This window comes from Aquiflexum sp. (assembly GCF_041751335.1).
In the GTDB taxonomy this organism is placed as follows: Bacteria; Bacteroidota; Bacteroidia; order Cytophagales; family Cyclobacteriaceae; genus Aquiflexum.
Genome location: NZ_JBGSXS010000200.1, coordinates 1 through 20,564 on the forward strand (window position 1 = coordinate 1; position 20,564 = coordinate 20,564).

General features: G+C 38.8%; 20 protein-coding genes. 6 read left to right on the plus strand and 14 right to left on the minus strand.

What is annotated here, in order from left to right; all coding sequences use genetic code 11:
- The coding region (locus tag ACEW8U_RS10875) for an aconitate hydratase (RefSeq protein ID WP_373522065.1) at window positions 1-1,220 on the minus strand (1,220 nt) is incomplete at its 3' end.
- Between the two features lie 150 nt (window positions 1,221-1,370).
- On the opposite strand from ACEW8U_RS10875, the gene ACEW8U_RS10880 reads away from it, so the two are divergent.
- Entirely contained in the window at window positions 1,371-2,417 is a 1,047-nt protein-coding gene (locus ACEW8U_RS10880) for an endonuclease/exonuclease/phosphatase family protein (protein WP_373522066.1), read from the plus strand.
- Window positions 2,418-2,709: 292 nt separating this feature from the next.
- Here ACEW8U_RS10880 and ACEW8U_RS10885 read toward each other — a convergent pair whose 3' ends face one another.
- The 4 genes from ACEW8U_RS10885 to ACEW8U_RS10900 are packed head-to-tail and all read right to left on the minus strand — an operon-like array spanning window position 2,710 to window position 5,645.
- Window positions 2,710-3,675, minus strand: a complete 966-nt coding sequence (locus ACEW8U_RS10885; RefSeq protein ID WP_373522067.1) for an MlaD family protein — start codon at window positions 3,673-3,675, stop codon at window positions 2,710-2,712.
- Window positions 3,675-4,433, minus strand: coding sequence for an ABC transporter ATP-binding protein (locus ACEW8U_RS10890; RefSeq protein ID WP_373522068.1), 759 nt, complete (start codon window positions 4,431-4,433; stop codon window positions 3,675-3,677). Before ACEW8U_RS10890 ends, ACEW8U_RS10885 begins: the two co-directional genes overlap by 1 nt.
- Window positions 4,426-5,223, minus strand: a complete 798-nt coding sequence (locus tag ACEW8U_RS10895) for an MlaE family ABC transporter permease (protein ID WP_373522069.1) — start codon at window positions 5,221-5,223, stop codon at window positions 4,426-4,428. Before ACEW8U_RS10895 ends, ACEW8U_RS10890 begins: the two co-directional genes overlap by 8 nt.
- A gap of 47 nt (window positions 5,224-5,270) precedes the next feature.
- Entirely contained in the window at window positions 5,271-5,645 is a 375-nt protein-coding gene (locus ACEW8U_RS10900; RefSeq protein ID WP_373522070.1) for a response regulator, read from the minus strand.
- Between the two features lie 425 nt (window positions 5,646-6,070).
- Between ACEW8U_RS10900 and ACEW8U_RS10905 the strand changes: the two genes are divergently transcribed.
- The 5 genes from ACEW8U_RS10905 (at window position 6,071) to ACEW8U_RS10925 (ending at window position 10,891) form a co-directional block, all read left to right on the plus strand.
- Window positions 6,071-7,447: a TIGR00341 family protein gene (locus ACEW8U_RS10905; RefSeq protein WP_373522071.1), complete on the plus strand. Its 1,377-nt coding sequence runs from the start codon at window positions 6,071-6,073 to the stop codon at window positions 7,445-7,447.
- 11 nt (window positions 7,448-7,458) lie between these two features.
- The gene (locus tag ACEW8U_RS10910; RefSeq protein WP_373522072.1) at window positions 7,459-7,920 is read left to right on the plus strand and encodes a YciI family protein; all 462 of its coding nucleotides are present in this window, start codon (window positions 7,459-7,461) and stop codon (window positions 7,918-7,920) included.
- Between the two features lie 49 nt (window positions 7,921-7,969).
- Window positions 7,970-9,313, plus strand: coding sequence for a sugar porter family MFS transporter (locus tag ACEW8U_RS10915; protein WP_373522073.1), 1,344 nt, complete (start codon window positions 7,970-7,972; stop codon window positions 9,311-9,313).
- A complete protein-coding gene (locus tag ACEW8U_RS10920) occupies window positions 9,306-10,190 on the plus strand; it encodes a carbohydrate kinase (RefSeq protein WP_373522074.1) in 885 nt (294 codons plus the stop codon). Before ACEW8U_RS10915 ends, ACEW8U_RS10920 begins: the two co-directional genes overlap by 8 nt.
- 428 nt (window positions 10,191-10,618) lie before the next feature.
- Complete coding sequence (locus ACEW8U_RS10925) at window positions 10,619-10,891, plus strand: four helix bundle protein (RefSeq protein WP_373522084.1); 273 nt, start codon at window positions 10,619-10,621, stop codon at window positions 10,889-10,891.
- A 197-nt stretch (window positions 10,892-11,088) separates the two neighbouring features.
- Here the strand turns inward: ACEW8U_RS10925 and ACEW8U_RS10930 are convergent, their stop codons facing one another.
- The 9 genes from ACEW8U_RS10930 to ACEW8U_RS10970 all read right to left on the minus strand — a co-directional run.
- The gene (locus ACEW8U_RS10930) at window positions 11,089-11,499 is read right to left on the minus strand and encodes an HIT family protein (protein ID WP_373522075.1); all 411 of its coding nucleotides are present in this window, start codon (window positions 11,497-11,499) and stop codon (window positions 11,089-11,091) included.
- A gap of 51 nt (window positions 11,500-11,550) precedes the next feature.
- Complete coding sequence (gene greA, locus ACEW8U_RS10935; protein ID WP_373522076.1) at window positions 11,551-12,024, minus strand: transcription elongation factor GreA; 474 nt, start codon at window positions 12,022-12,024, stop codon at window positions 11,551-11,553.
- Window positions 12,025-12,214: 190 nt separating this feature from the next.
- Window positions 12,215-13,789 carry a solute:sodium symporter family transporter gene (locus ACEW8U_RS10940; RefSeq protein ID WP_373522077.1) on the minus strand — a complete coding sequence of 525 codons (1,575 nt, stop codon included), beginning with the start codon at window positions 13,787-13,789 and terminating at the stop codon, window positions 12,215-12,217.
- 219 nt (window positions 13,790-14,008) lie between these two features.
- Window positions 14,009-14,890: an inositol oxygenase family protein gene (locus ACEW8U_RS10945; protein ID WP_373522078.1), complete on the minus strand. Its 882-nt coding sequence runs from the start codon at window positions 14,888-14,890 to the stop codon at window positions 14,009-14,011.
- A gap of 438 nt (window positions 14,891-15,328) precedes the next feature.
- Window positions 15,329-16,258, minus strand: coding sequence for an NAD(P)-dependent oxidoreductase (locus tag ACEW8U_RS10950; RefSeq protein WP_373522079.1), 930 nt, complete (start codon window positions 16,256-16,258; stop codon window positions 15,329-15,331).
- 270 nt (window positions 16,259-16,528) lie between these two features.
- A complete protein-coding gene (locus tag ACEW8U_RS10955) occupies window positions 16,529-17,428 on the minus strand; it encodes a neutral zinc metallopeptidase (protein WP_373522080.1) in 900 nt (299 codons plus the stop codon).
- Window positions 17,429-17,662: 234 nt separating this feature from the next.
- Window positions 17,663-19,450 (minus strand): cation:proton antiporter, encoded by a 1,788-nt coding sequence (locus tag ACEW8U_RS10960; protein ID WP_373522081.1) that lies wholly within the window; start codon window positions 19,448-19,450, stop codon window positions 17,663-17,665.
- 212 nt (window positions 19,451-19,662) lie between these two features.
- Window positions 19,663-20,175, minus strand: a complete 513-nt coding sequence (locus tag ACEW8U_RS10965; protein WP_373522082.1) for a VOC family protein — start codon at window positions 20,173-20,175, stop codon at window positions 19,663-19,665.
- A gap of 69 nt (window positions 20,176-20,244) precedes the next feature.
- Window positions 20,245-20,564, minus strand: a 320-nt coding sequence (locus tag ACEW8U_RS10970; protein ID WP_373522083.1) for a UPF0158 family protein, incomplete at its 5' end; no start/stop codon positions are given.

The window sequence follows — 20,564 nt, forward strand, 5'->3', positions numbered from 1 at the left end:
ACTTCTCTTTTATCAATTGGTATATATTCTCTTCCGTGGACTTTTTCCAATAATTCACCGAATTTGGCTTTGAACTCCCTTACCAAGATTTTATCCTGTGGTCTTTTTGGCCCAGAAACAGTAGGCTCGACCGTAGAAAGATCCAATTCTACAACGGAACTGTACTTGATTCTATCTTCACCTTGCCTCCACAGCATATTGGCTTTACTGTAGTCTTCTACCAATTGAATCTGATCTTCTGATCTATTGGTCTTCTTCATATAATCCAAAGTCCTTTCATCAATGGGAAAGTAAGTAACAGTACACCCAAATTCCGGAGACATATTGGAAATCGTAGCTCTGTCTGGAACCGTCAGGTTATCTAGGCCAGAACCAAAAACTTCCACAAACTTACCTACAACGCCATGTCTTCTGAGCAATTCGGTTATGGTCAGTACCATATCTGTCGCCGTAGTCCCCAAAGGTAGTTTTCCTGTTAGCTTCAGGCCGACAACTTCCGGCATGATAAAGTAAATGGGCTGGCCTAAAATTGCTGCCTCTGCTTCAATTCCACCCACTCCCCAAGCAATTACACCTATACCATTGACCATTGGTGTATGGGAATCAGTCCCTACCAAAGTATCCGGAAATGCATCACCATCTCTTGCGATGACACCTTGGGCCAGGTATTCAAGATTCACCTGATGACAGATTCCCATACCTGGGGGAACTACAGAAAAATTATCAAAGGCTTTCTGTGCCCATTTCAAAAACTGATACCGTTCTCCGTTTCTCTCATATTCCACCTCTACATTTTTTTGATAGGAATAGTTGGTTCCGAAATAATCCACTTGTACAGAATGGTCAATCACCAAATCGACAGGGATCAAAGGGTTGATTTTTTGGGGATCTTTCCCCTTTCTGGTGGCCTCAGCACGAAGAGAAGCAATATCCACAACAGCGGGAACACCTGTAAAATCCTGCATCAGAACTCTTGCTGGTTTGAAGGGAATATCTTTATCAGAAGGTTCGGGAGACCAGGTAGCCAAGGTTTCAATGTGTTCTTTGGTAATTCCAAAATCATCAAAATTCCGGAGAGCATTTTCTAAAAGTATCCTGATAGAAAAAGGAAGTGTGTCTATTTTGTACCCTTCTTCCTGAAGTGCAATTAAACTCCAATAATTGTAGGTTCCCTTTTTGGATTTCAGCGTTTTCTTGGTTTCTTGTGGGAGTATCTTCATTATTATATAATTTTGTTATGGTAAAAAAGAATTCATTGTTATAACTTCATTCAACTACTAATAATTCTCAATTTACCTAATTTTACTTGTTTCATTATCAGAAGATAGGTTTTCATTGTCGATTATTTATATTTAAGCTCAGGAATTTGCATGAAAACGGTATTAGAAATTCTAAGTGTATTAATTTTGATAGCAGGTTTGATTCCTATTATCAAAAATGATCATTGGATCTTCAGGGTATTCGATTATCCAAGATTCCAAAAGTTGTTTGTTTGTTTGATCATTTTGGTTTTATGGCTTTTTTTGGGTTTCAGTGATTTCGGGAAATTGGATTACATACTTTTTATAGGAGTTGTGATGATGGCAATTTTTCAAATGTATCAGATATATCCTTTTACAATATTTTCCCCGAAAATGGTGAAAGATACAGGATCAGGTTCTGATTTTCCTACTATTTCAGTGATGGTGATTAATGTGTATCAGTACAACAAAGATTACCAAAAAGCACTTAAGCTCATCCAAAGAGAAGATCCAGATATTTTATTATTAGCCGAAACTGACCTGAATTGGGCTAAAGAAATGAGTGAATTCAAAAATAGCCACCCTCATTTCGTGGAAATTCCTCAGGAAAATACCTATGGTATGTTATTCTACTCCAAACTACCAATTTTGGAATATGAAGTCCAACACCTGATTGATCAGGAAATACCATCCATAGAAGCTTTGGTAAAATTGCAAAGTGGCGACAATGTGAAGATTTTTGCCATACATCCAACACCTCCTGTGCCAAGTGAGAATCCGACAAGTACAGAAAGAGATGCAGAGATTTTATTGGTGGGAAAAAAAGTTAAGCATTACGATAAGCCTACTTTGGTCATGGGTGATCTCAATGATGTGGGGTGGTCCTATACCAGTGAGTTGTTTCTCAAAATTAGTGGTTTATTGGATCCTAGAAGAGGCAGAGGTATGTTCAACACCTTCCACGCCAAGTACTTTTTTCTCAGGTGGCCTCTGGACCATATCTTTGTCAGCAAACATTTTACACTGGACAATCTCAAAATCCATCATAATATTGGTTCGGATCATTTTCCGATAAGTGCCGGGTTTTCATTGAAACCAATGAACGACAATGAAAATTTCGAAGCAGAGGAGGAAGAAAAGGAAGAAGCTGACCAAAAAATTGCAAACGGGAAATAGGAAGGATCTTAAAAATCCATTTCCACTTTAAATTCCCAATCCATATCTATTTATAAACTATTAATTATTAGATATTTAAGGATATTGGATATTGGAGATATTAATATTTGAACTCATCGGAAATTTTTAATTATAAGTTCATAATCTACATTTTTCCTTTATAAAGTTTATAAAAAAATTGAATAAGAATCTACAAACCCATTTATGGGCTAATAAAAAATCAAATTATTTTCCTAAACCGAGAGGGTCCGTTATTGTAAGATAACGGGCTTTCTCAGTTTAGAAAAATATATCAATTATTGGCTTTTTCCATTCTTTTGAAACCTCTTCGGAAAGGCCAAGTATATTCCAAAGCCTCAAGTCCCTTGTTCAGATTCATGGTGGCACTGTCTGTATTGACCATAGTACTTCTTAGGTTTTCGGCGAATTCAGTATCATTGAGCAACAAACCCATTACATTATCATTGGTATTCAACTTGTCCATAGTCACTTTCAAATCTTCTGATAGCTCCTTGGTATTTTCTACGGTAGCCTTTAAACCTTCCACAGAGGATTTCAGGTTTTGATAGGTTTCTTTGTCATTGGTCAGATCATGCAATAGCGTCCCCTCTTTATAGAGGTTTGCGGTAATTTTATTGATATCACTGATCACTACGTTGCTCCTTACAGCAGCTCTTTCAAAAGCTGTCATTGTATTTTTGAAACTTTCAGCCAAAAGACTATCTGTCATCACTGCTCCTACCATACCTTTACCTTCTGCTATTTTAGTGGTCAGTACTTTAAGGTTTTCAGTAATTGTCACAAGATTCTTGTTGTTCTCCTGAAGTGTGGACATCATTTTATCCGTGTCCAAAGGCATTACTGCTATTAGCCTATCCCCGTCCTCCACGGGCGGTGCTTGTGTAGTTCCCCCATAGATTACTATAATCTTGTTTCCGATCAATCCGTCAGAGCCAATGGTAGCCTTAGAATCCTTACGGATATAATCTTGGGCCTCATTTTCTACACTCATGACTATTTCCACTTGAGATTCCCCATAAAAATTGATTTTTCTGACCGTACCGATTTTTACACCCGAAAACCAGACGTTGTTACCGGTCTGCAACCCACCAATATCATCGAAGACCGCATTGAGTCTGATACTTTTTACAAATTTCTTTTGCTGACCACCCATAGTAAGGATTCCCGCTATGAAGATGACGATTCCGACTAGGACAAAAATGCCCACTATTACGGATTTTTTATTATCATTTCTCATTATCTGATAAAATTATAGTCGTAAAATGATTTTACTTGTTGGTCGGTAGCTTCTTCAAAAACTTTCTCGAAAGTACCGACAGAATTAAATTGTCCTTCAATTAAAACCGCCATTCGATCGCCTGTTTGTTTGGCGCAGGTCAAATCATGCGTAATGACGATGGAGGAAGTCTTGAATCTTTCCCTTACTTCATTGATCAGGTTATTGATTTCGATACAGGTGACAGGATCGAGACCTGCCGTAGGCTCATCGTATAGCATAATTTCAGGATTCAGAATCAATGTTCTTGCAATCCCAATTCTTTTCTTTTGTCCTCCTGACAGCTCAGAAGGCATCTGATTGATAGTATTTGGTAATGCTACGGCATCTAACAATTCCTCTACTTTCGTGTCAATTTCTTTTCTTGTAAGGTTTTTAGTATTTCTCACTAATGGAAACTCGAGATTTTCTCTTACAGTCATACTGTCATAAAGGGCAGATGCCTGAAAAGAAAAACCTATCCTCAATCTCAGCTTGTTCAAATCCTTTAATTTCAACCCCGCAGTATCAATTCCGAAAATTTTTATTAAACCCTCATCCTGCTTTAGAAGACCAACCATCAATTTGATAAGAACAGACTTGCCACTTCCAGATTTTCCTAAGACAACCAGATTTTCTCCTTTATAAAGATTCAGGTCAACACCTTTGAGAACATGATTGTCTCCGAAGGATTTTACAAGATCTTTTATCTCAACAACTAAATTTTGTTCATTATGCATAACGAATGGCATTTACAATTTGCATAATCAAAAGCTCCTCCACGAATATTAAGAACATAGACATTACCACTGCTGAATTTGCAGCCTGACCTACCCCTTCAGTTCCCCTTGAAGAATTATATCCTTTATAGCATCCCACAATTCCAATAGTAAAACCGAAGATCAATGACTTGATGACTGAAGAGAAAATATCCAAAAAGGATATCGCCTCAAATACTTGTACAAAGAATGTTGACATACTCACCAATTCATTGACATTGACACTTAGAAAAGAACCCATCAAGGCTACGAAATCTGTGTACATTACCAATATAGGTATCATAAATGTAGCTGCAAGCGTTCTTGTAATTACCAAATATTTGAATGGATTTATCGCAGAAACTTCCATGGCATCAATCTGCTCGGTCACATTCATGGAACCTATCTCCGCACCTATACTTGAACCTACTTTTCCAGAGGCTATCAAAGCGGTCACCAAAGGACCTAAGGCCCTGACAACTGCAATGGAAATTAAAGCGGGCAACCAAGATGTCGCACCAAACTCTGCCAAGGAGGGCCTCGACTGATTTGTGAAAACAATTCCGATAATAAAACCAGTCAAAGAAATCAGGGGCAGAGAACGATAGCCTATCTCGTATGATTGTCTCAAAATTTCTTTTATCTCATAAGGAGGAAACCATACCTCTTGGAAAAACCTTTTTACAAACCTAAAAGCCTTGGCAAGTCCTGAAAAAAACTCATCCAATTTTTTTGTAATTACGGGTCTACTCACTTCATTTCTTTCTGCCATATGGAACAATAATTCTATTTACCAAAACAAACAAATCCCAAGGAACTTTAGACTTCAAATCCTAACATCTCCATCAATACATCAGTCTGTAACGGCTTAACTAGAAATCCGGATACCTGATCGTATTTTTCACTGATTACAACATCCATGGGGTCCATGGAGGAGGTAAGCATTTTTACACGGATCTTATTCCCTGTTTTCACAAGTTCTTCGAGAAAATCCCAACCCTGCATCTCAGGCATGTTGACATCCAAAATCAGAAGATCTGCTTCATTGATCTTCAACCAGTCCAATGCTTCAAAAGGATTTTCAAAGAAAAACAGTTCAATATCAGGCTTTATCCGCAAAAGATTTTTGCGGTTGATCATATGTTGGATTTTATCATCATCCACAAAAACTAATTTGTTGATCGATTTTGTCATTCCTCAAAATTGTTTGGGTCTATAAATTAAATTTCAAATAAAACCACAATCCTTCTCCAAAACCATTGTTTAAAACTATGAATGTAGAATTGCTTCATACAAATATAATAACATATCCAAGTGTCATTGGATTTTTTGTGAGATTCCTTTTTTTTAGTTAAACCTAATTTATTTAGGCTTAGCAAATTTAGACATAACTAAATGCGCTATAATTCATTTTATATCAACTGGTTATAATCCTTTTATTCAATCAGAGATTTGATTTAATAGTTAGGGTACAATAAATTATTACAAATACTCTTAAATTCAGTTATTTATCCCTCCCTCCTATTTTTGTTTTAATTTTTTGATAAAACAATTTCATCCGTATATCCCAGATTTAGGTTTTTTGCATAGATTGCTTTTTGATTTAAGGTTCAAAAAGCATGGGAGAAAATAAAAAGCCAATCAGTTTGAGAAATAGGATTCTAATGATACTGATATTTTTCAAGGATAGGTTTGACCTCCACGAGGGTAAAGAGGACGAGCTTGAAACCATTGATTACATCAAAAAAAATGTGGAATTCAAAGGGGCAAATCTTTGGATTCTCATCTTTGCCATCTTTGTGGCATCGGTTGGTTTGAATGTAAATTCCACAGCCGTGATCATCGGTGCCATGTTAATATCACCCCTGATGGGCCCTATTATGGGGATCGGACTTGCGGCAGGAATCAATGACTTTGAGCTACTCAAAAAGTCAATGAAAAACCTGGGAATTGCTGTTTTGATCAGTATCTTAACGAGTACGATTTACTTCTCCTTTACCCCACTAGATGATGCCCAATCTGAATTGTTGGCAAGAACAGAACCAACCATTTGGGATGTCTTGATTGCCCTATTCGGGGGACTAGCAGGGATAGTAGCAGGGTCAAGAAAAGAGAAAAGCAATGCCATCCCCGGTGTAGCCATTGCAACGGCCCTAATGCCTCCTCTGTGTACGGCAGGTTATGGTTTGGCCACAGGTAATCTTTATTATTTTTTCGGTGCTTTTTATCTGTTCTTTATCAATTCGGTTTTCATCAGTCTTTCAACATACCTGATTGTCCGGTTTATGAAATTTCCCAAAAAGGAATTTATGGACAGAAAACGGGAAAAAACTGTTCGATCATATATTACCTTATTCACTTTGCTTACCATTATTCCCAGTGTATATCTTGCATACAATATTGTCAAACGGACATTCTGGGAAAAAAGCGTCAAGCAGTTTATAAGTACTGAATTTGATTTACCGAGAACCCAGATCATTGCAAGTACATTATTATATGATTCAGATAGTAGTGTCATTGAAATAAGTTTAATAGGAGAAAGAATCGAAGAGGAGGAAATTATCCGAATCAAAAAAAGATTAGATGCTTTTAAATTGACAAACACCCATCTGTATCTCAAGCAGAGTGGGGATTCCGGCACTGATATGAATCTATTAAGGTCAGATATTCTAAAAGATCTTTATGAAAGAAATGAGCTATTGATCCAGGATAAAGACCAAAAAATAAATCTACTGGAAAGAGAACTATCTGAATATAGCAGAAGCAGCAATCAGGTAGTTGACCTTGCAAAGGAAGCAAAAATCCATTACCCAAATTTGGAGAACTTTACAGTGAACAGGGCAATCATGGCTAATTTGAAAGAAGATAGACAGGATACACTATTGTTGGCATTTGCCAAATTCAAGCAGACTCCATCCAAACAGGAAAAACAACGATTTGAACAATGGCTCAAAATTCGAACTAAAGCAGACACTGTATCTTTGATCATACAATAACCCCAAATACGATGAAGAAGATTTTGATAGTATTTTGTCTTTCCACAATTGTTCTTTTCCCTTTAACAACAAAAGGACAGAGCGAATCTTATGATCCTGAACTTGCCTTAAAACTTCAGGCAGATGATTATGGCATGCGGAAATTTGTGATTGCATTTCTGTATTCAGGTGACAGGGTATCTGAATATACACCTGAGGAAAGAAAAGAAATCCAAAAAGGACATATGGTCAATATTAATAAACTGGCCGAAATGGAAAAGCTCATTTTGGCGGGACCCTTTTTGGGAAATGAAGCCATGAGAGGTATTTTTATTTTTGACGTTGACTCCAAAGAAGAAGCAGAAGTACTGACCAACACCGATCCAGCAGTCAAAGCGGGTGTGCTGAAAATGGACCTGAAAGAATGGTATGGGTCTGCAGCCTTGCTGATGATACCTGAAATGCACAAGAAAATTCAGAAATTGGATTTTTAAATCCCATACTTCTGGTTATTTTTAATCCTTAACCCAAATAACTATTACCATGCAAAGTAAAAATTACGTTCTTTTCCTATCAGTTACAGCAGCCTTGGGCGGATTTTTATTTGGCTTCGACACCGCTGTCATTTCTGGGGCTGAAAGAGATATTCAGGATCTTTGGGGTTTGGATGATTGGAGTCATGGCTTAGCTGTTGCCATGGCCTTATACGGAACAGTGATTGGAGCGCTTTTTGGAGGTATTCCAGCTGATAAATTCGGTAGGAAAAATTCTCTCCTTTGGATCGGGGTATTTTATTTGATTTCTGCTGTTGGTTCTGCTTTGGCCAATGATGTCAACACATTTATGATATTTCGGTTTATCGGTGGCTTGGGAGTAGGTGCCTCCTCAGTGGTAGCGCCGATGTACATTTCGGAAATAGCTCCTGCAAAAAGACGGGGACAATTGGTGGCCCTTTACCAGTTTAATATTGTATTTGGCATCCTCATGGCTTATTTCTCTAATTACCTGATAGGGACTGCCAATCTGAATGAAGCATGGAGATGGATGCTTGGTGTAGAAGCAATTCCTGCGCTGATTTATAGTATTTTGATTGTAAAAGTTCCTAAAAGCCCTAGATGGCTGATAGCTAAAAAGCAAGATTTTGAAATGGCAAGGGAAATCCTGACCAAAACTGACCCTGATGGGGTTGATGAGGCGATGGTGTTGGCAATAGCAGAAAGCAAAGAAATCAGAGGCAAAGTTGATGCTACTGCCCTATTCAATCCAAAATTCAGGAAAATCTCCTTTTTTGCTTTTTTGATGGCTTTCTTCAATCAGATGTCAGGCATCAATGCCATCATATATTTCGCCCCAAGGATATTTGAATCTGCGGGGATTGCCACAGAGGATGCTTTGCTTTCCACCATTGGTATAGGTGTCATCAATCTAGTGGCAACGATGCTCGGTCTTTATCTCATTGATAAGATTGGAAGAAAAATGCTGATGTATATAGGTTCGGTCGGATATATCATTTCACTTTCCCTGATGGCTTACAGTTATTTTGGGGGTGCAATCAGCAATACCCTCCTGCCCTATTTTGTCTTCGTATTCATAGCCTCACATGCTATAGGACAAGGTTCAGTGATATGGGTATTTATAGCTGAAATTTTCCCTAACGAACTACGGGCTTTCGGTCAATCATTGGGTTCTTTTACCCATTGGATATTGGCTGCACTTATTGCAAACCTATTCCCCTTCTTTGCCAGCAAATTCGGGGCGGGAAGTATTTTTGCATTCTTTGCATTGATGATGGTGTTGCAATTGATATGGGTAGCCTTCCGTATGCCGGAAACAAAAGGAAAATCCTTGGAAGAAATACAAAAAGAATTACAGAAAAGCCATGTCTAAAAAAGTTGTTTGTTATGGTGAAATGTTGTGGGATTGTTTCCCTGACAAAGAAATTCCCGGTGGGGCCCCTATGAACGTGGCACTGCACTTGAAACAGTTGGGTTTGGATGTTCAAATGATTTCAAGGTTAGGAAAAGATGCGTATGGAAAAAAATACTTGGACTTCATCCAATCCTTCGATTTCGATAATGCCCTTATTCAGATTGATGAGGAACATGCTACAGGAACTGTGAAAGTACATAATGAAGATCCTGAAAACATCAAGTATACTATTGTTTCACCTGTGGCATGGGATTTTATTGAGCTGAATGAGAAAAACAAAGATGCTGTTTCCAATGCAGATGCTTTCATTTTCGGGAGCTTGGCAATAAGGAATAAAAGCAGTTGGGAAACACTCTACCAACTTTTGCACCAACCAACACTCAAAGTCTTCGATATCAATCTTAGGGCACCATTTTATGATTTTGAAAAAATTGAGATCATGCTAGGCTTTACTGAAATCCTCAAGATCAATGAAGATGAACTGGAGGTTGTGGCAGATTATTTTGGAATAGCGCCAGATGTCAAAGCATGTTGCAATTTGCTGACGACCCATTTTCCTGTAAAAATGGTCTGCATCACTTTAGGTTCTAAAGGTGCGATGATTTACCAAGAGGGAAATATCTTTCAACATTCAGGCTACAAAGTTAAAGTAGAAGACACAGTTGGTTCAGGTGATGCTTTTTTAGCTGGTTTTATCAAAAGCTACCTGGAAGGAAAAACTCCTGATGAAATCCTCCAATTTGCTTGTGCCATGGGGGCTTTTGTAGCAACAAAAGAAGGCGGAACGCCAAAGTATGGGGAGAGTGAGGTTTGGAAGGCGATTGGGGTGCAGTAGGCAGTGAGCAGTGTTCAGTTGGCAGTAGGCAGTTTTCAGTTTGCAGTAGTTTTCAGTATGCAGTCGCAGTTGGCAGGGGGGCAGTTTTAATTAGTTGGCAGTTTGTGTGTTCAGTGGGTAGTGTTCAGTTGTCGGAATCAAGTGGGTTAATTTCAGCTTTCAGAGTCCAGTTTGAAATGAGCAGTTTTCAGTAAGTAGTCGCAGTAGCTAAGTGTTGAGTAGGCAGTTTGTGTGTCAGTCTACAGTTAAGGGTCTTCAGTTTGCACTGATTAATTGAAAGTGGGTGATTTACTGAAATAAAGTTTTTTTAGGAATTGTAATTGGTTAATATGGATTTCAAGGATTTGTTGGCTTATAAGAAGGCTTTTATTTTGACAATGGATATTTTTGAACTATCAAAAATATTTCCAAAAGAAGAAAGATAATCCCTGACTGATCAGATCAGAAGAAGTAGTAGGTCTGTATGCGTTAATGTTTCAGAGGCTTACAGAAAAAGACAATACCCCCTTCATTTTGTTTCAAAATTGAGTGATGCAGATATGGAAAACAGTGAAACCGGAGTCTGGCTTGATTTTGCAATAGCATGCAAATACCTAAGGGACGATGAATACGAAAAATTACTTCAACAGAATCAGGAGATTGGAAAATTAATAAATTTTATGATGCAGCACCCTGAAAAATTCGGTTCAAAAAAACCTTAAACCACTGTTTTAAACTTCCTTTTTCAAACTGAATCAATTCCTGCTGCTAATGACAAATGACAACCTCCTTCTGACACATTGTAAACTGCAATCCTAAACCCATCACTGTTAAATTCCAGAGCATGAGTCAACTCCAAACTGTGACTGCCTACTGAAAACTGATCACTGTAAACTGATCACTGCCCACTGTAAACTGCCTACTGAATACTGCCTATTGAAAACTGAACCCTAATCCTTTCCCCTATTTCAGCCAACTCTTCCTTGCTGAGTTTAAGTTTAGGACGGGTGAAGTTGATGTCATCCATGGTTCTGAGTGGAACGAGATGCACATGAACATGGGGAACTTCCAATCCGATTACTGCTACCCCTACTCTCGTGCACTTAATGGTTTTATCGATTGCTTTTGCTACTTTTTTTGAAAAAACATGGAGACCTGCCAGGGTTTGGTCATCGAGATCAAAAATATAATCTACCTCCTTTTTTGGAACTACCAGGACATGTCCTTTGACTAAAGGCATGATATCCAGAAAAGCAATGTAGTGTTCGTCCTCAGCAATGATTTCTGCAGGGATTTCTCGGTTGATGATTTTAGTGAAGATTGATGCCATAGGTGTAAAAATAAAAAATCCCGAAGGAGAAACCATCGGGAGAATAAAATTTTAGTAAGAAATATCCAGAATTTCAAATTCCAGAGTTCCTGCCGGAGCCTGGATTTGGGCAATATCACCTTTGGATTTCCCATTAAGCCCTTTTCCAAAAGGAGATGCCAATGAAATCTTACCGGCCTTTAGGTCAGCTTCTTCCTCAGAAACCAAAGTATAGGTAACGGTCATACCGTTTTTGACATTTTTGATTTTAACAGTGCTCAGGATACCAACCTTAGAGGTATCCATTCTTGAATTATCCATCACACGGGCATTTCCTACCACTCCTTCCAATTTGGCTATTTTCAATTCAAGAAGCCCTTGGGCATCTTTGGCAGCATCATATTCCGCGTTTTCACTTAGGTCGCCCTTATCCCTTGCTTCGGCAATTTGCTTGGCAATATCGTGTCTTCCTTTCGTCTTTAACTCCTGAAGGTCATCCTTTAATTTTTTCAGACCCTCTTCAGTGTAATACTGTATGTTTCCCATGACATTAAATTTACTATGGCTTTGAAAAATAAAAGAACGGTTTCATTGCTGAAACCGTTTCTTTTATGCTTTCGCTATTTGTATGGGCCAAAGATAACAATTACTCAAGGAGAAAGCAATTTTAGGTTGAAAAAGAAAAACTCAAGTGTCAATAAATTGCTCAGAAATAAGCAAATCGAACTTTGGTAGATCAACTCCCCAGCCAATAATAAATCAGCAATGTCACTAAACAAAGAAAAGCAGAAAGGGATTTGGCGTATTTCCATTCCCTTAAATCAAGGGGACTATTGAATCTAGAAGTTGGTTTGGTAATTGGCGAGAAACTTAAGCTAACCAAATACATCACCAACAAATTGAGCACAAACTCTATCCCCCAAATATGGATAAAGTGCAGATTGACTTCCATCACAAAAGTGGTCAATAAATAAAAAGTCAACCCTGTTACCAATCCTACTTTTGCACCTGTCGCAGAAATCTGTGGTAAAAAGAAACCTGCAATCAAAACAGATGCGATCGGGATAAAGAAAATTCCGTTCAGTTGCTGCATCAATTGGTACAACCCCTCAGGTGCATTGGCCACCGTCGGTGCCACCAGAATTGCCACAACTGCAAGGACCAGTGAACTCCATCTTCCCACCCTGACCAAGTTTCTGTCAGACGTCTTGGGGGAGATGATTTTTTTATAAATATCCAAGCTGAAGATTGTTGCCGCTGAATTGAGCACCGAATTGAATGTACTCAGAATGGCCCCCAATACCACTGCCGCAAAAAAACCAACCAAACTTAAGGGCAATACTTTTTTCAACAATACGGGATAGATATAATCCTGATCACCAAAGTATTGATCACCATAATAGTAAAAGGCAATGATTCCTGGCAGCACAATAATCAAAGGAATCAGAATTTTGAAAATCCCTGTAAACAATAACCCTTTTTGGGCCTCAGCCATATTCTTTGCTCCCAATGCCCTTTGAATAATGGTTTGATTCATTCCCCAAAAATATAGCTGATTGATTATCAGACCGGTAAATAATGTACTAAAGGGCATCACGGAATCCTCCGCACCAATTACATTGAATTTTTCCGGAACAGTCTCGTAAACCCTATTCATGCCATGGAGAATATTGCCATTGCCTATATCCCAAAGGGCAAATACCGGAACCAGCAAGCCCCCTATCATCAGACCTACAGCATTGACCGTATCTGAAATAGCAACTGCTTTTAAGCCCCCAAAAATGGCATAAATGGATCCTATCACTCCAATAGTAATCACTGTCAACCAAATACCTTCAGATTTGCTGACTTGTAAAACTTCCGAGACATTAAAGACACTTTCCAAGTTAATAGCCCCTGTGTATAGCACAATAGGGAGCAATGTCACCACGAAGGACAGCATCAACAGCAACGCTACAATGGTTTTTGTTGTGGCATCGTACCTACTTTCCAGATATTGTGGAATGGTGGTCAAACCCATCCTGAGGTAAATCGGAATAAAATAAAGGGCTGCAATCACCAAGGCAATGGCAGAAGTAACTTCCCAAGCAATGATGATCATTCCGTTTTTATACGCAGACCCGTTCATTCCTATCAGATGCTCTGTGGAAATATTGGTCAGAATCATGGATCCTGCGATCACCCCTCCGGTCAAAGTTCTCCCTCCTAAAAAATACCCCTCTTTGGAGCTGATATCATCCTTTCTTAATCTATACCAAGAATAGAAAGCTACAAAAAAAGTGAATCCAAGGAAGGAAAGGGTGGTGAGCATTTAGGTATTACTGGGTTGGGGATAATGATTGATATTGGTGGATATTGATAGATAGAGGTGGATATTAAATGGATATTTTGGGGTAGTTAAAATGAGTTAAGTCGGAAGTCATATGTGGAACTTCCAACCTCCTACTTCGGACTTCCTACTTGGTACATGGTACTTGTCACTTCATACTTTGAACCTCTTGGCTCTTGGTTCTTGACCAAAAAACCAACTCTAAAATCTCAAAATCCCCGGCAAATACTTCGCCACCAAATCCTCATAGTAAGGTCTCAGGGCTTTGGCATCAGGTGGAACAGGGACTTTTGAATAAAGATCATAGGGATTGAATTTGTCCACCCATTTGAACATCTCCCGGTCATGGTCATTAAGCAAATGGTCATAAGCATTTTCCCTATGTTGCGCATAGAAGGAATGATAGCGGATCATATAGAGGGCAGGTTCGGGCATGTAATCTTTGACCATTTGATATAGGTATTCATCATGCCCCCAAGACATTTTCACATTGTCCAATCCACAGTTGGGTTTGTATACCCCATATTTGGTATTGAAGCGTTCGTCTTTGGAATCAGGGTTGGCCTCAAAATATTCTGGGTAAACTATGGCTTTAGCATGTTGACAGCCTACCGGGAAAGTATCTCCGACAACCGCCCATTGAGGTTCTCCAAATAAACAGAGTACCTTGCCCAAATCATGGATAAATCCTGTCAACACAAACCAATCAGGATGACCGTCCTGCCTGATGGCTTCAGAAGTCTGGACGAGATGTTGTAATTGGTCCAAGTTTGTATCAGGATCTGAATCATCCACAAGGGTATTGAGGTAATCCACTGCATCCCAAAAAGGCATTTCTTTTTTCTCAAACTTCAAAAACTCCCTTTCTTTTTCAAGTACGAAGTCATAGGTTTGGTAAGTATGATTCAGCCTATAGAATTCCCGCACAGTATCCGCCCTTTCCGAATCATGATAGTTTCTGTAATCATCCTTTGCTTTTGCCTGTTTTGATTTGGGTTCAGGATACCTCACCAAAAGGTCGTCTTCCCATTCCTCGATGTTTTGTAGCGGGGATTTTTCTTGGTCTGAAAGTTTGGAATTCATAGGTTTATTGTTTTGGGTTTGAAATATAAAAAGTTATTCTCAAACAGTTGATTTATAGCTTATAAAGATTTTAATTATAAAGCAGTCCTTGCTTTGATTGCTACTACAATTAACCTATCCTTGTCATTTCGACCGTAGAGAGAAATCTGTCATGCCTCAGGGTGTAGACTTCTCCTGCCGAACCAATGACATAAATCGGAGCAGCCGTCATGCGTAGGAAAGCCTGCCTCGATGCTTTCGGGGGGTCTCTTAAGGATCAGGAAATTATAAAATTAACATAAATAGAACCTCTGGAGATTCTTCGTGCCTCAGAATGACGGCTGCCTAGAGGGTAACTTGATGTCATTCCTTTTCTGAACAATTTAAAAATGTCGGGAACAAGAAGTGACACGGCAAAGCCTTCTTCTCTCTTAGATGCTTTTGTAAAAAGCAACCTTTTTAAAACCCCGCTCCCTTTATCTTTCCAACCAACACCTGATTGATCTTTTCGTAGGATTGATGGGTCCATCCTGCGATATGTGGACTGAAAACCACATTGTGCCTAGAAGCTAATTTTTCAAAAGCATTCTTTTGGGTCTTAGTAAAAGTAGAGAATTTTTCATTTTCCAAAACATCCAAAACAGCTCCAAGGATAATACCCTTGTCAATAGCCTCATTCAATGTATCAAAGGAGATGATTTCACCGCGGGCAGTATTAATAAAGTAAAAAGGCTTTTCAAACTGCTCCAAAACTTCCATAGTCAGAAAATTTCTGGTCTCAGGAGTCAAGGGCACATGCATGCTAAGTATATCCACCTCTTCCTGCAATTGCCTGAACCCAACTTCTGTGACATGAAATGTTCCGAAACCGCTTTTGTATTTATCATAAGCCAAAATATTCACATCAAACCCAGAGAGTTTTCTGGCAATTGCCTCACCCACATTACCATAGCCAATGATTCCAAATGTCTTTCCCTGCAGTTCCTCACCCCTGTTTTCTTCCCGTTTCCAAATACCTTTCCTAATCTCCTGATCTGCCTTTCCAATATGGTTGAACAAAGACAAAAGCATTCCAATCGCCTGTTCTCCAACAGCGTCTCTATTCCCTTCAGCCGCATGAAATAACTTAATATCTCTTTTTTCCAAATATTTCAGGTCAATCTTATCCAGTCCTGCCCCTGCCCTACCAATAAACTTTAAGTTAGAAGCTTTTTCCAATAGAGGCTTGTCCATTGGAGTTTTTGACCTGATAATGAGTCCTACATATTCATCTATGGAAGCCTCAATCGCTGGTCTTTCTATTTCAGGTTTATAATCAACTTTGTAACCTACATTTTCCAACAAAGGAATAATACTCAAATGCATTTCATCGATTATCAGGATTTTCATAAGATTGGAAAGTTGAAAGACTACTATTTATTTTATTTGGGGAAAGGGATTAATCAAAATGAATTGGCTATTTGATTCGGAATGCAAAGCTAAGAGATAATAGGTAGAAAGCTCAAGTATAAAAAATTTGGTTTCTACCTCTACCGCTATTTTTCGCATAAGCCTGCCCAAAATATCTGAACATATGATGATTCTTTTTTCCACATCCGTCCAAAGTAGAATCAAATCTTCATCAATCACATTGTCTTAGGAAACAATAATCAAATTTATTTATAAATTCCTAGCATTAAATGTGTCGCCGTCTCTGACATCCCCTGTATCAAAACCTTTTTTGAACCATCTCGCCCTTTGCTCGGAAGTTCCATGGGTAAACGAATCAGGAACAATTCTTCCAGTGGCCTGCTTTTGTAACCTGTCGTCTCCGACCGCACTTGCAGCATTTAATGCCTCTTCCAGGTCTCCCGGTTCCATAAATTTTTGTACTCTTTGGGTGTGATGTGCCCATATACCTGCATAGAAATCTGCCTGCAGTTCCAATCGCACCATCAACCTGTTGAATTCAGGTTCAGGAATCTTTCCCTTTTTGGATTGCACCATTTCCAATGTTCCATCCAATCTTTGCACATGATGCCCTACCTCATGGGCGATTACATATGCTTGAGCAAAATCCCCCGGGGCTCCCAACTTTTTACCCATATCTTGAAAAAAACTCAAATCTATATATACCTTTTCATCTCCAGGACAATAAAAAGGGCCTGATGCGGAAGATGCAAATCCACAGGCTGATTCTACCTGACCGGAAAATAACACCAATGTTGGCTCTCTATATCCATCCATCAGTTGGTTCCAGACATCTTCAGTATCCGCCAATACCACAGCTGTCATTTGGGCCAATTCTTCTTCCTCAGCAGACGGTTGATAATTTGCCAATTGGGTAACCTGCCCCCCGCCTGTAAATTGTGAAAGCAGGGAAAGCGGATTTGTACCTGTCAACCATGTGATAAGAAAAAAAGCCGCAATAATCACCAGCCCTGTTTTGGAAAACAGGATTTTCAATAACGGAGCCAACATCATTGGATTGATGCCTCCCCCGCCTCCTCCAAAATTCTGTGGTCTTTGACCTCTACGGTCATCAATATTACTGCTTTTACGTCTGCCTAGCCATTTCATAATTGATAGAAGTTAATTTTAAAAAATAATAATCCACAATGATGCCAGTTATCCAGTTAATTTAGCTTTAGGCAATTTAAGTTATTAAATCGAACCCAAAAGCAATAAAAACAAATATGACAAGAATTGATATTTTAACAAACCTAATATAATAAACCAATTTTAATGTGAAGATAAACGATGTCCCGATTGAACAAACATGAGATTCAATTGACCTGTAAAAAAAACAGATTATCAAGAAATATAAATCACAGTCTCACCAGATAGGATTTCATCTTCATATTGAAATACCCTTTTCTTTCCTTCATTGTCCTGTATAACCAAAGGCAATATTTTGCTCTTACCGTGCTGGATCACCCAATCCCTTGTTCTGATCTTGTTGATGACCGTATGTTGTTTTTCTAAAAAATCACCCGATTGGATTTTTTGGTTCCAAGGTTCCAAATGTACTTTCATGGCAAAAACTGTAGAAGCCTTTATTGCTTCGAGAATGGACTTACCAGCCCCTTCTTCATCCATGGTCAGAAGAATGTAATTGTTATAGATATAAAAATTTTCTCTAGCTATCTGGGCTGCCAGCAGATTCACCTCACTATTTACAGTCAAACCCACAAATACAGTACTCTCATCCGCTTTCGCCTGCTGCATCACTATGTCTTTGAGCGCATTTCCATGGGTGCAATCAAAACCTTTTTGTCGGGCCAATTCTACCATTTCAATATTTGCATCCACCATGTGAACTATGGGATCCCTTTCATTGAGGTGTTTGCCCATTAAAAGACTAACAGGGTTTACTCCCAGGATGACAATGCCCTTCCTGCCGTCAACCTGTACCAACTCCCCTCTGGATCGTAACCAAGAAGTCGTCCATTTGAGCATAAATGGTACGGTTAGGGTAGTGAAAATTGCCATAAAAACTAAAATTGAAAATATATTTTGGTTGATGATTCCCATCTCCAATCCTATGCCGGCTATGATGATTTCTACCGCCCCTCTTCCATTCATACCCGAGCCCACGGTAATTCCTTCTCTCCAACCGTGACCACTTGGCAAATAAAAAAACATGGTCCCAAATATTTTACCGACAATAGCTACAAAAATAATAGCCAGCAACATCACAAGGTCAGTTTGAAACACATTGATATTGACATTGAATCCTGCGGACACAAAGAAAATAGGGGCCATAAATCCTATGGAAACATCAAAAAACGATTTCTGAACCTCGCGGGCGATGTTTTTGGGAAACAGGTTATCCCTGATAAACAACCCTGCCATAAATGCCCCCAAAATACTGTGTAGGCCAGCAAGTTCGGCGAGTTCGGCATATCCAAAGGCAATGATCAGAATCAGGGTGAAATACAGTGTGCTGCTTTGATTTTTGAAACGAGAGACTCTTTTTCCAAGAATCGGCAAAATGTAATTACCCAGGATGATGGTAGCAGCAAAAAACAAAATAGCTTTGCCCAGAACCAATAACAGCCCTGCCATATCCAAGGAACCGGCATCGGCAAAACTGACAATCCCTGCAAAAATCACCAATGCAAGTGTATCTGATATCAGTGCTCCTGCCATCAGCACATAGGCTATCCTGGTGTTTAATAATTTTAGATCCACCAAAATCCTGCTTTTGGTCGCAAGGGAGGTCACTCCAACTGCAATTGCAACAAACAATCCGGATGTCGGTGTTCCTCCAAAATAGATGATGGTATAATATCCAAGTGCAAAGGGCACTATAAAGCCTCCTATTGCAGCCAACAAACCTGCCCAGGATGCTTTTTTCAGATCCGTAAAATCAATTTCTATCCCAATATAGACCATCAACAAGGTTATGCCTATTTCTGCCAGAACTTTAATAGTTTCGGTTTCTTTGATAATGCCCAGAAGTGTTGGTCCAAGTAGAATCCCTATGATAAGTTCACCCAATATTGGCGGATAGCCCAACCTCTTGGAGGCAATACCTCCCAGCCAAGCAGCAACCAATATTAAAAACAGATTAAGAATATTCAGTTTAAAATCTATCATTTTGATCAATTTAAGTTTAGGTGGTTCATTTTGACCATCAAACAGGAAATCCCCAAATTCAATAAGTTTCTAATATAATAGAAGTTTGCGATAGGATTGGTATAGGAAAAATCGAAATCTTGATTTTTGGAAATTTAATCACCAAATAGTTTATTCAAATGACAAAAAATACAATCCTTAGGTCTGACAGATTTACTTACTTTTGGGATATTTTATATGTGCTGGTCCAGCAAAATCAAATTTCCATCAGGATCTTTCAACATCAGGCTTGCCGGACCTGAAGTTTTCTCATCCGCTTCAGTTTCCAATTTGATTCCTTTATCTTTCAGATGTTGTTGAATTGACCGCACATCGTCAAAGTCTTCAACTGTATTTGCGTTTTGATCCCATCCTGGATTAAAGGTCAAAATATTGCCTTCAAACATGCCATGAAACAGTCCGATCAAAGTATCTTCATTTTTCATGATCAGGTAATTCGTTTCCATACTTCCCGCAAATACAGAGAAGCCAAGATTTTCATAAAACTCTTTAGAGACATTGAGGTCTTTGACACTGAGGCTTACCGAAAAAGCCCCCAATTTGATATTTTCCATAGGTGAATTGGATTGGTTATTGGATAAAGGAGAGTATTCAGATTCTTTTGGAACCAGCAAGGTGGCGTTGAGATAAAAGCCCAAAATGAAAGATAAGATCAGGCTTGATACGATAAAAAGGGGATTTTTCATAGTGGTAAGAAGTGAGTTTGATGGTCAATACAATTTGCTGTTTTAATCAAGTTATAACTGATAGACCATTCATTTCTCAAAGGCCACATCATTCATTTCCAATTCCTCCTGCACATATTCCACATAGGCTGCGTCCCGAAATGCAAACCATTGCTCCCTGACTTCTGAGGATTCCACTTCGGATTTGAAATTGGCAAATGGACTTTTTCTGTCCAATATTTTGATCAGATTATCCTTGAAATAGCTATCCTTCAACTCATCCACAAAGTCTTCCATGATTTGAAATCCTTCTCTTGAACTCATTTTCTCTATGGTGAAAAAACTTTTCCAGTTATTTTCGATTTCTTCTAACACTTCATCCCAAAAACCAAAATCATCCATGTCATCCA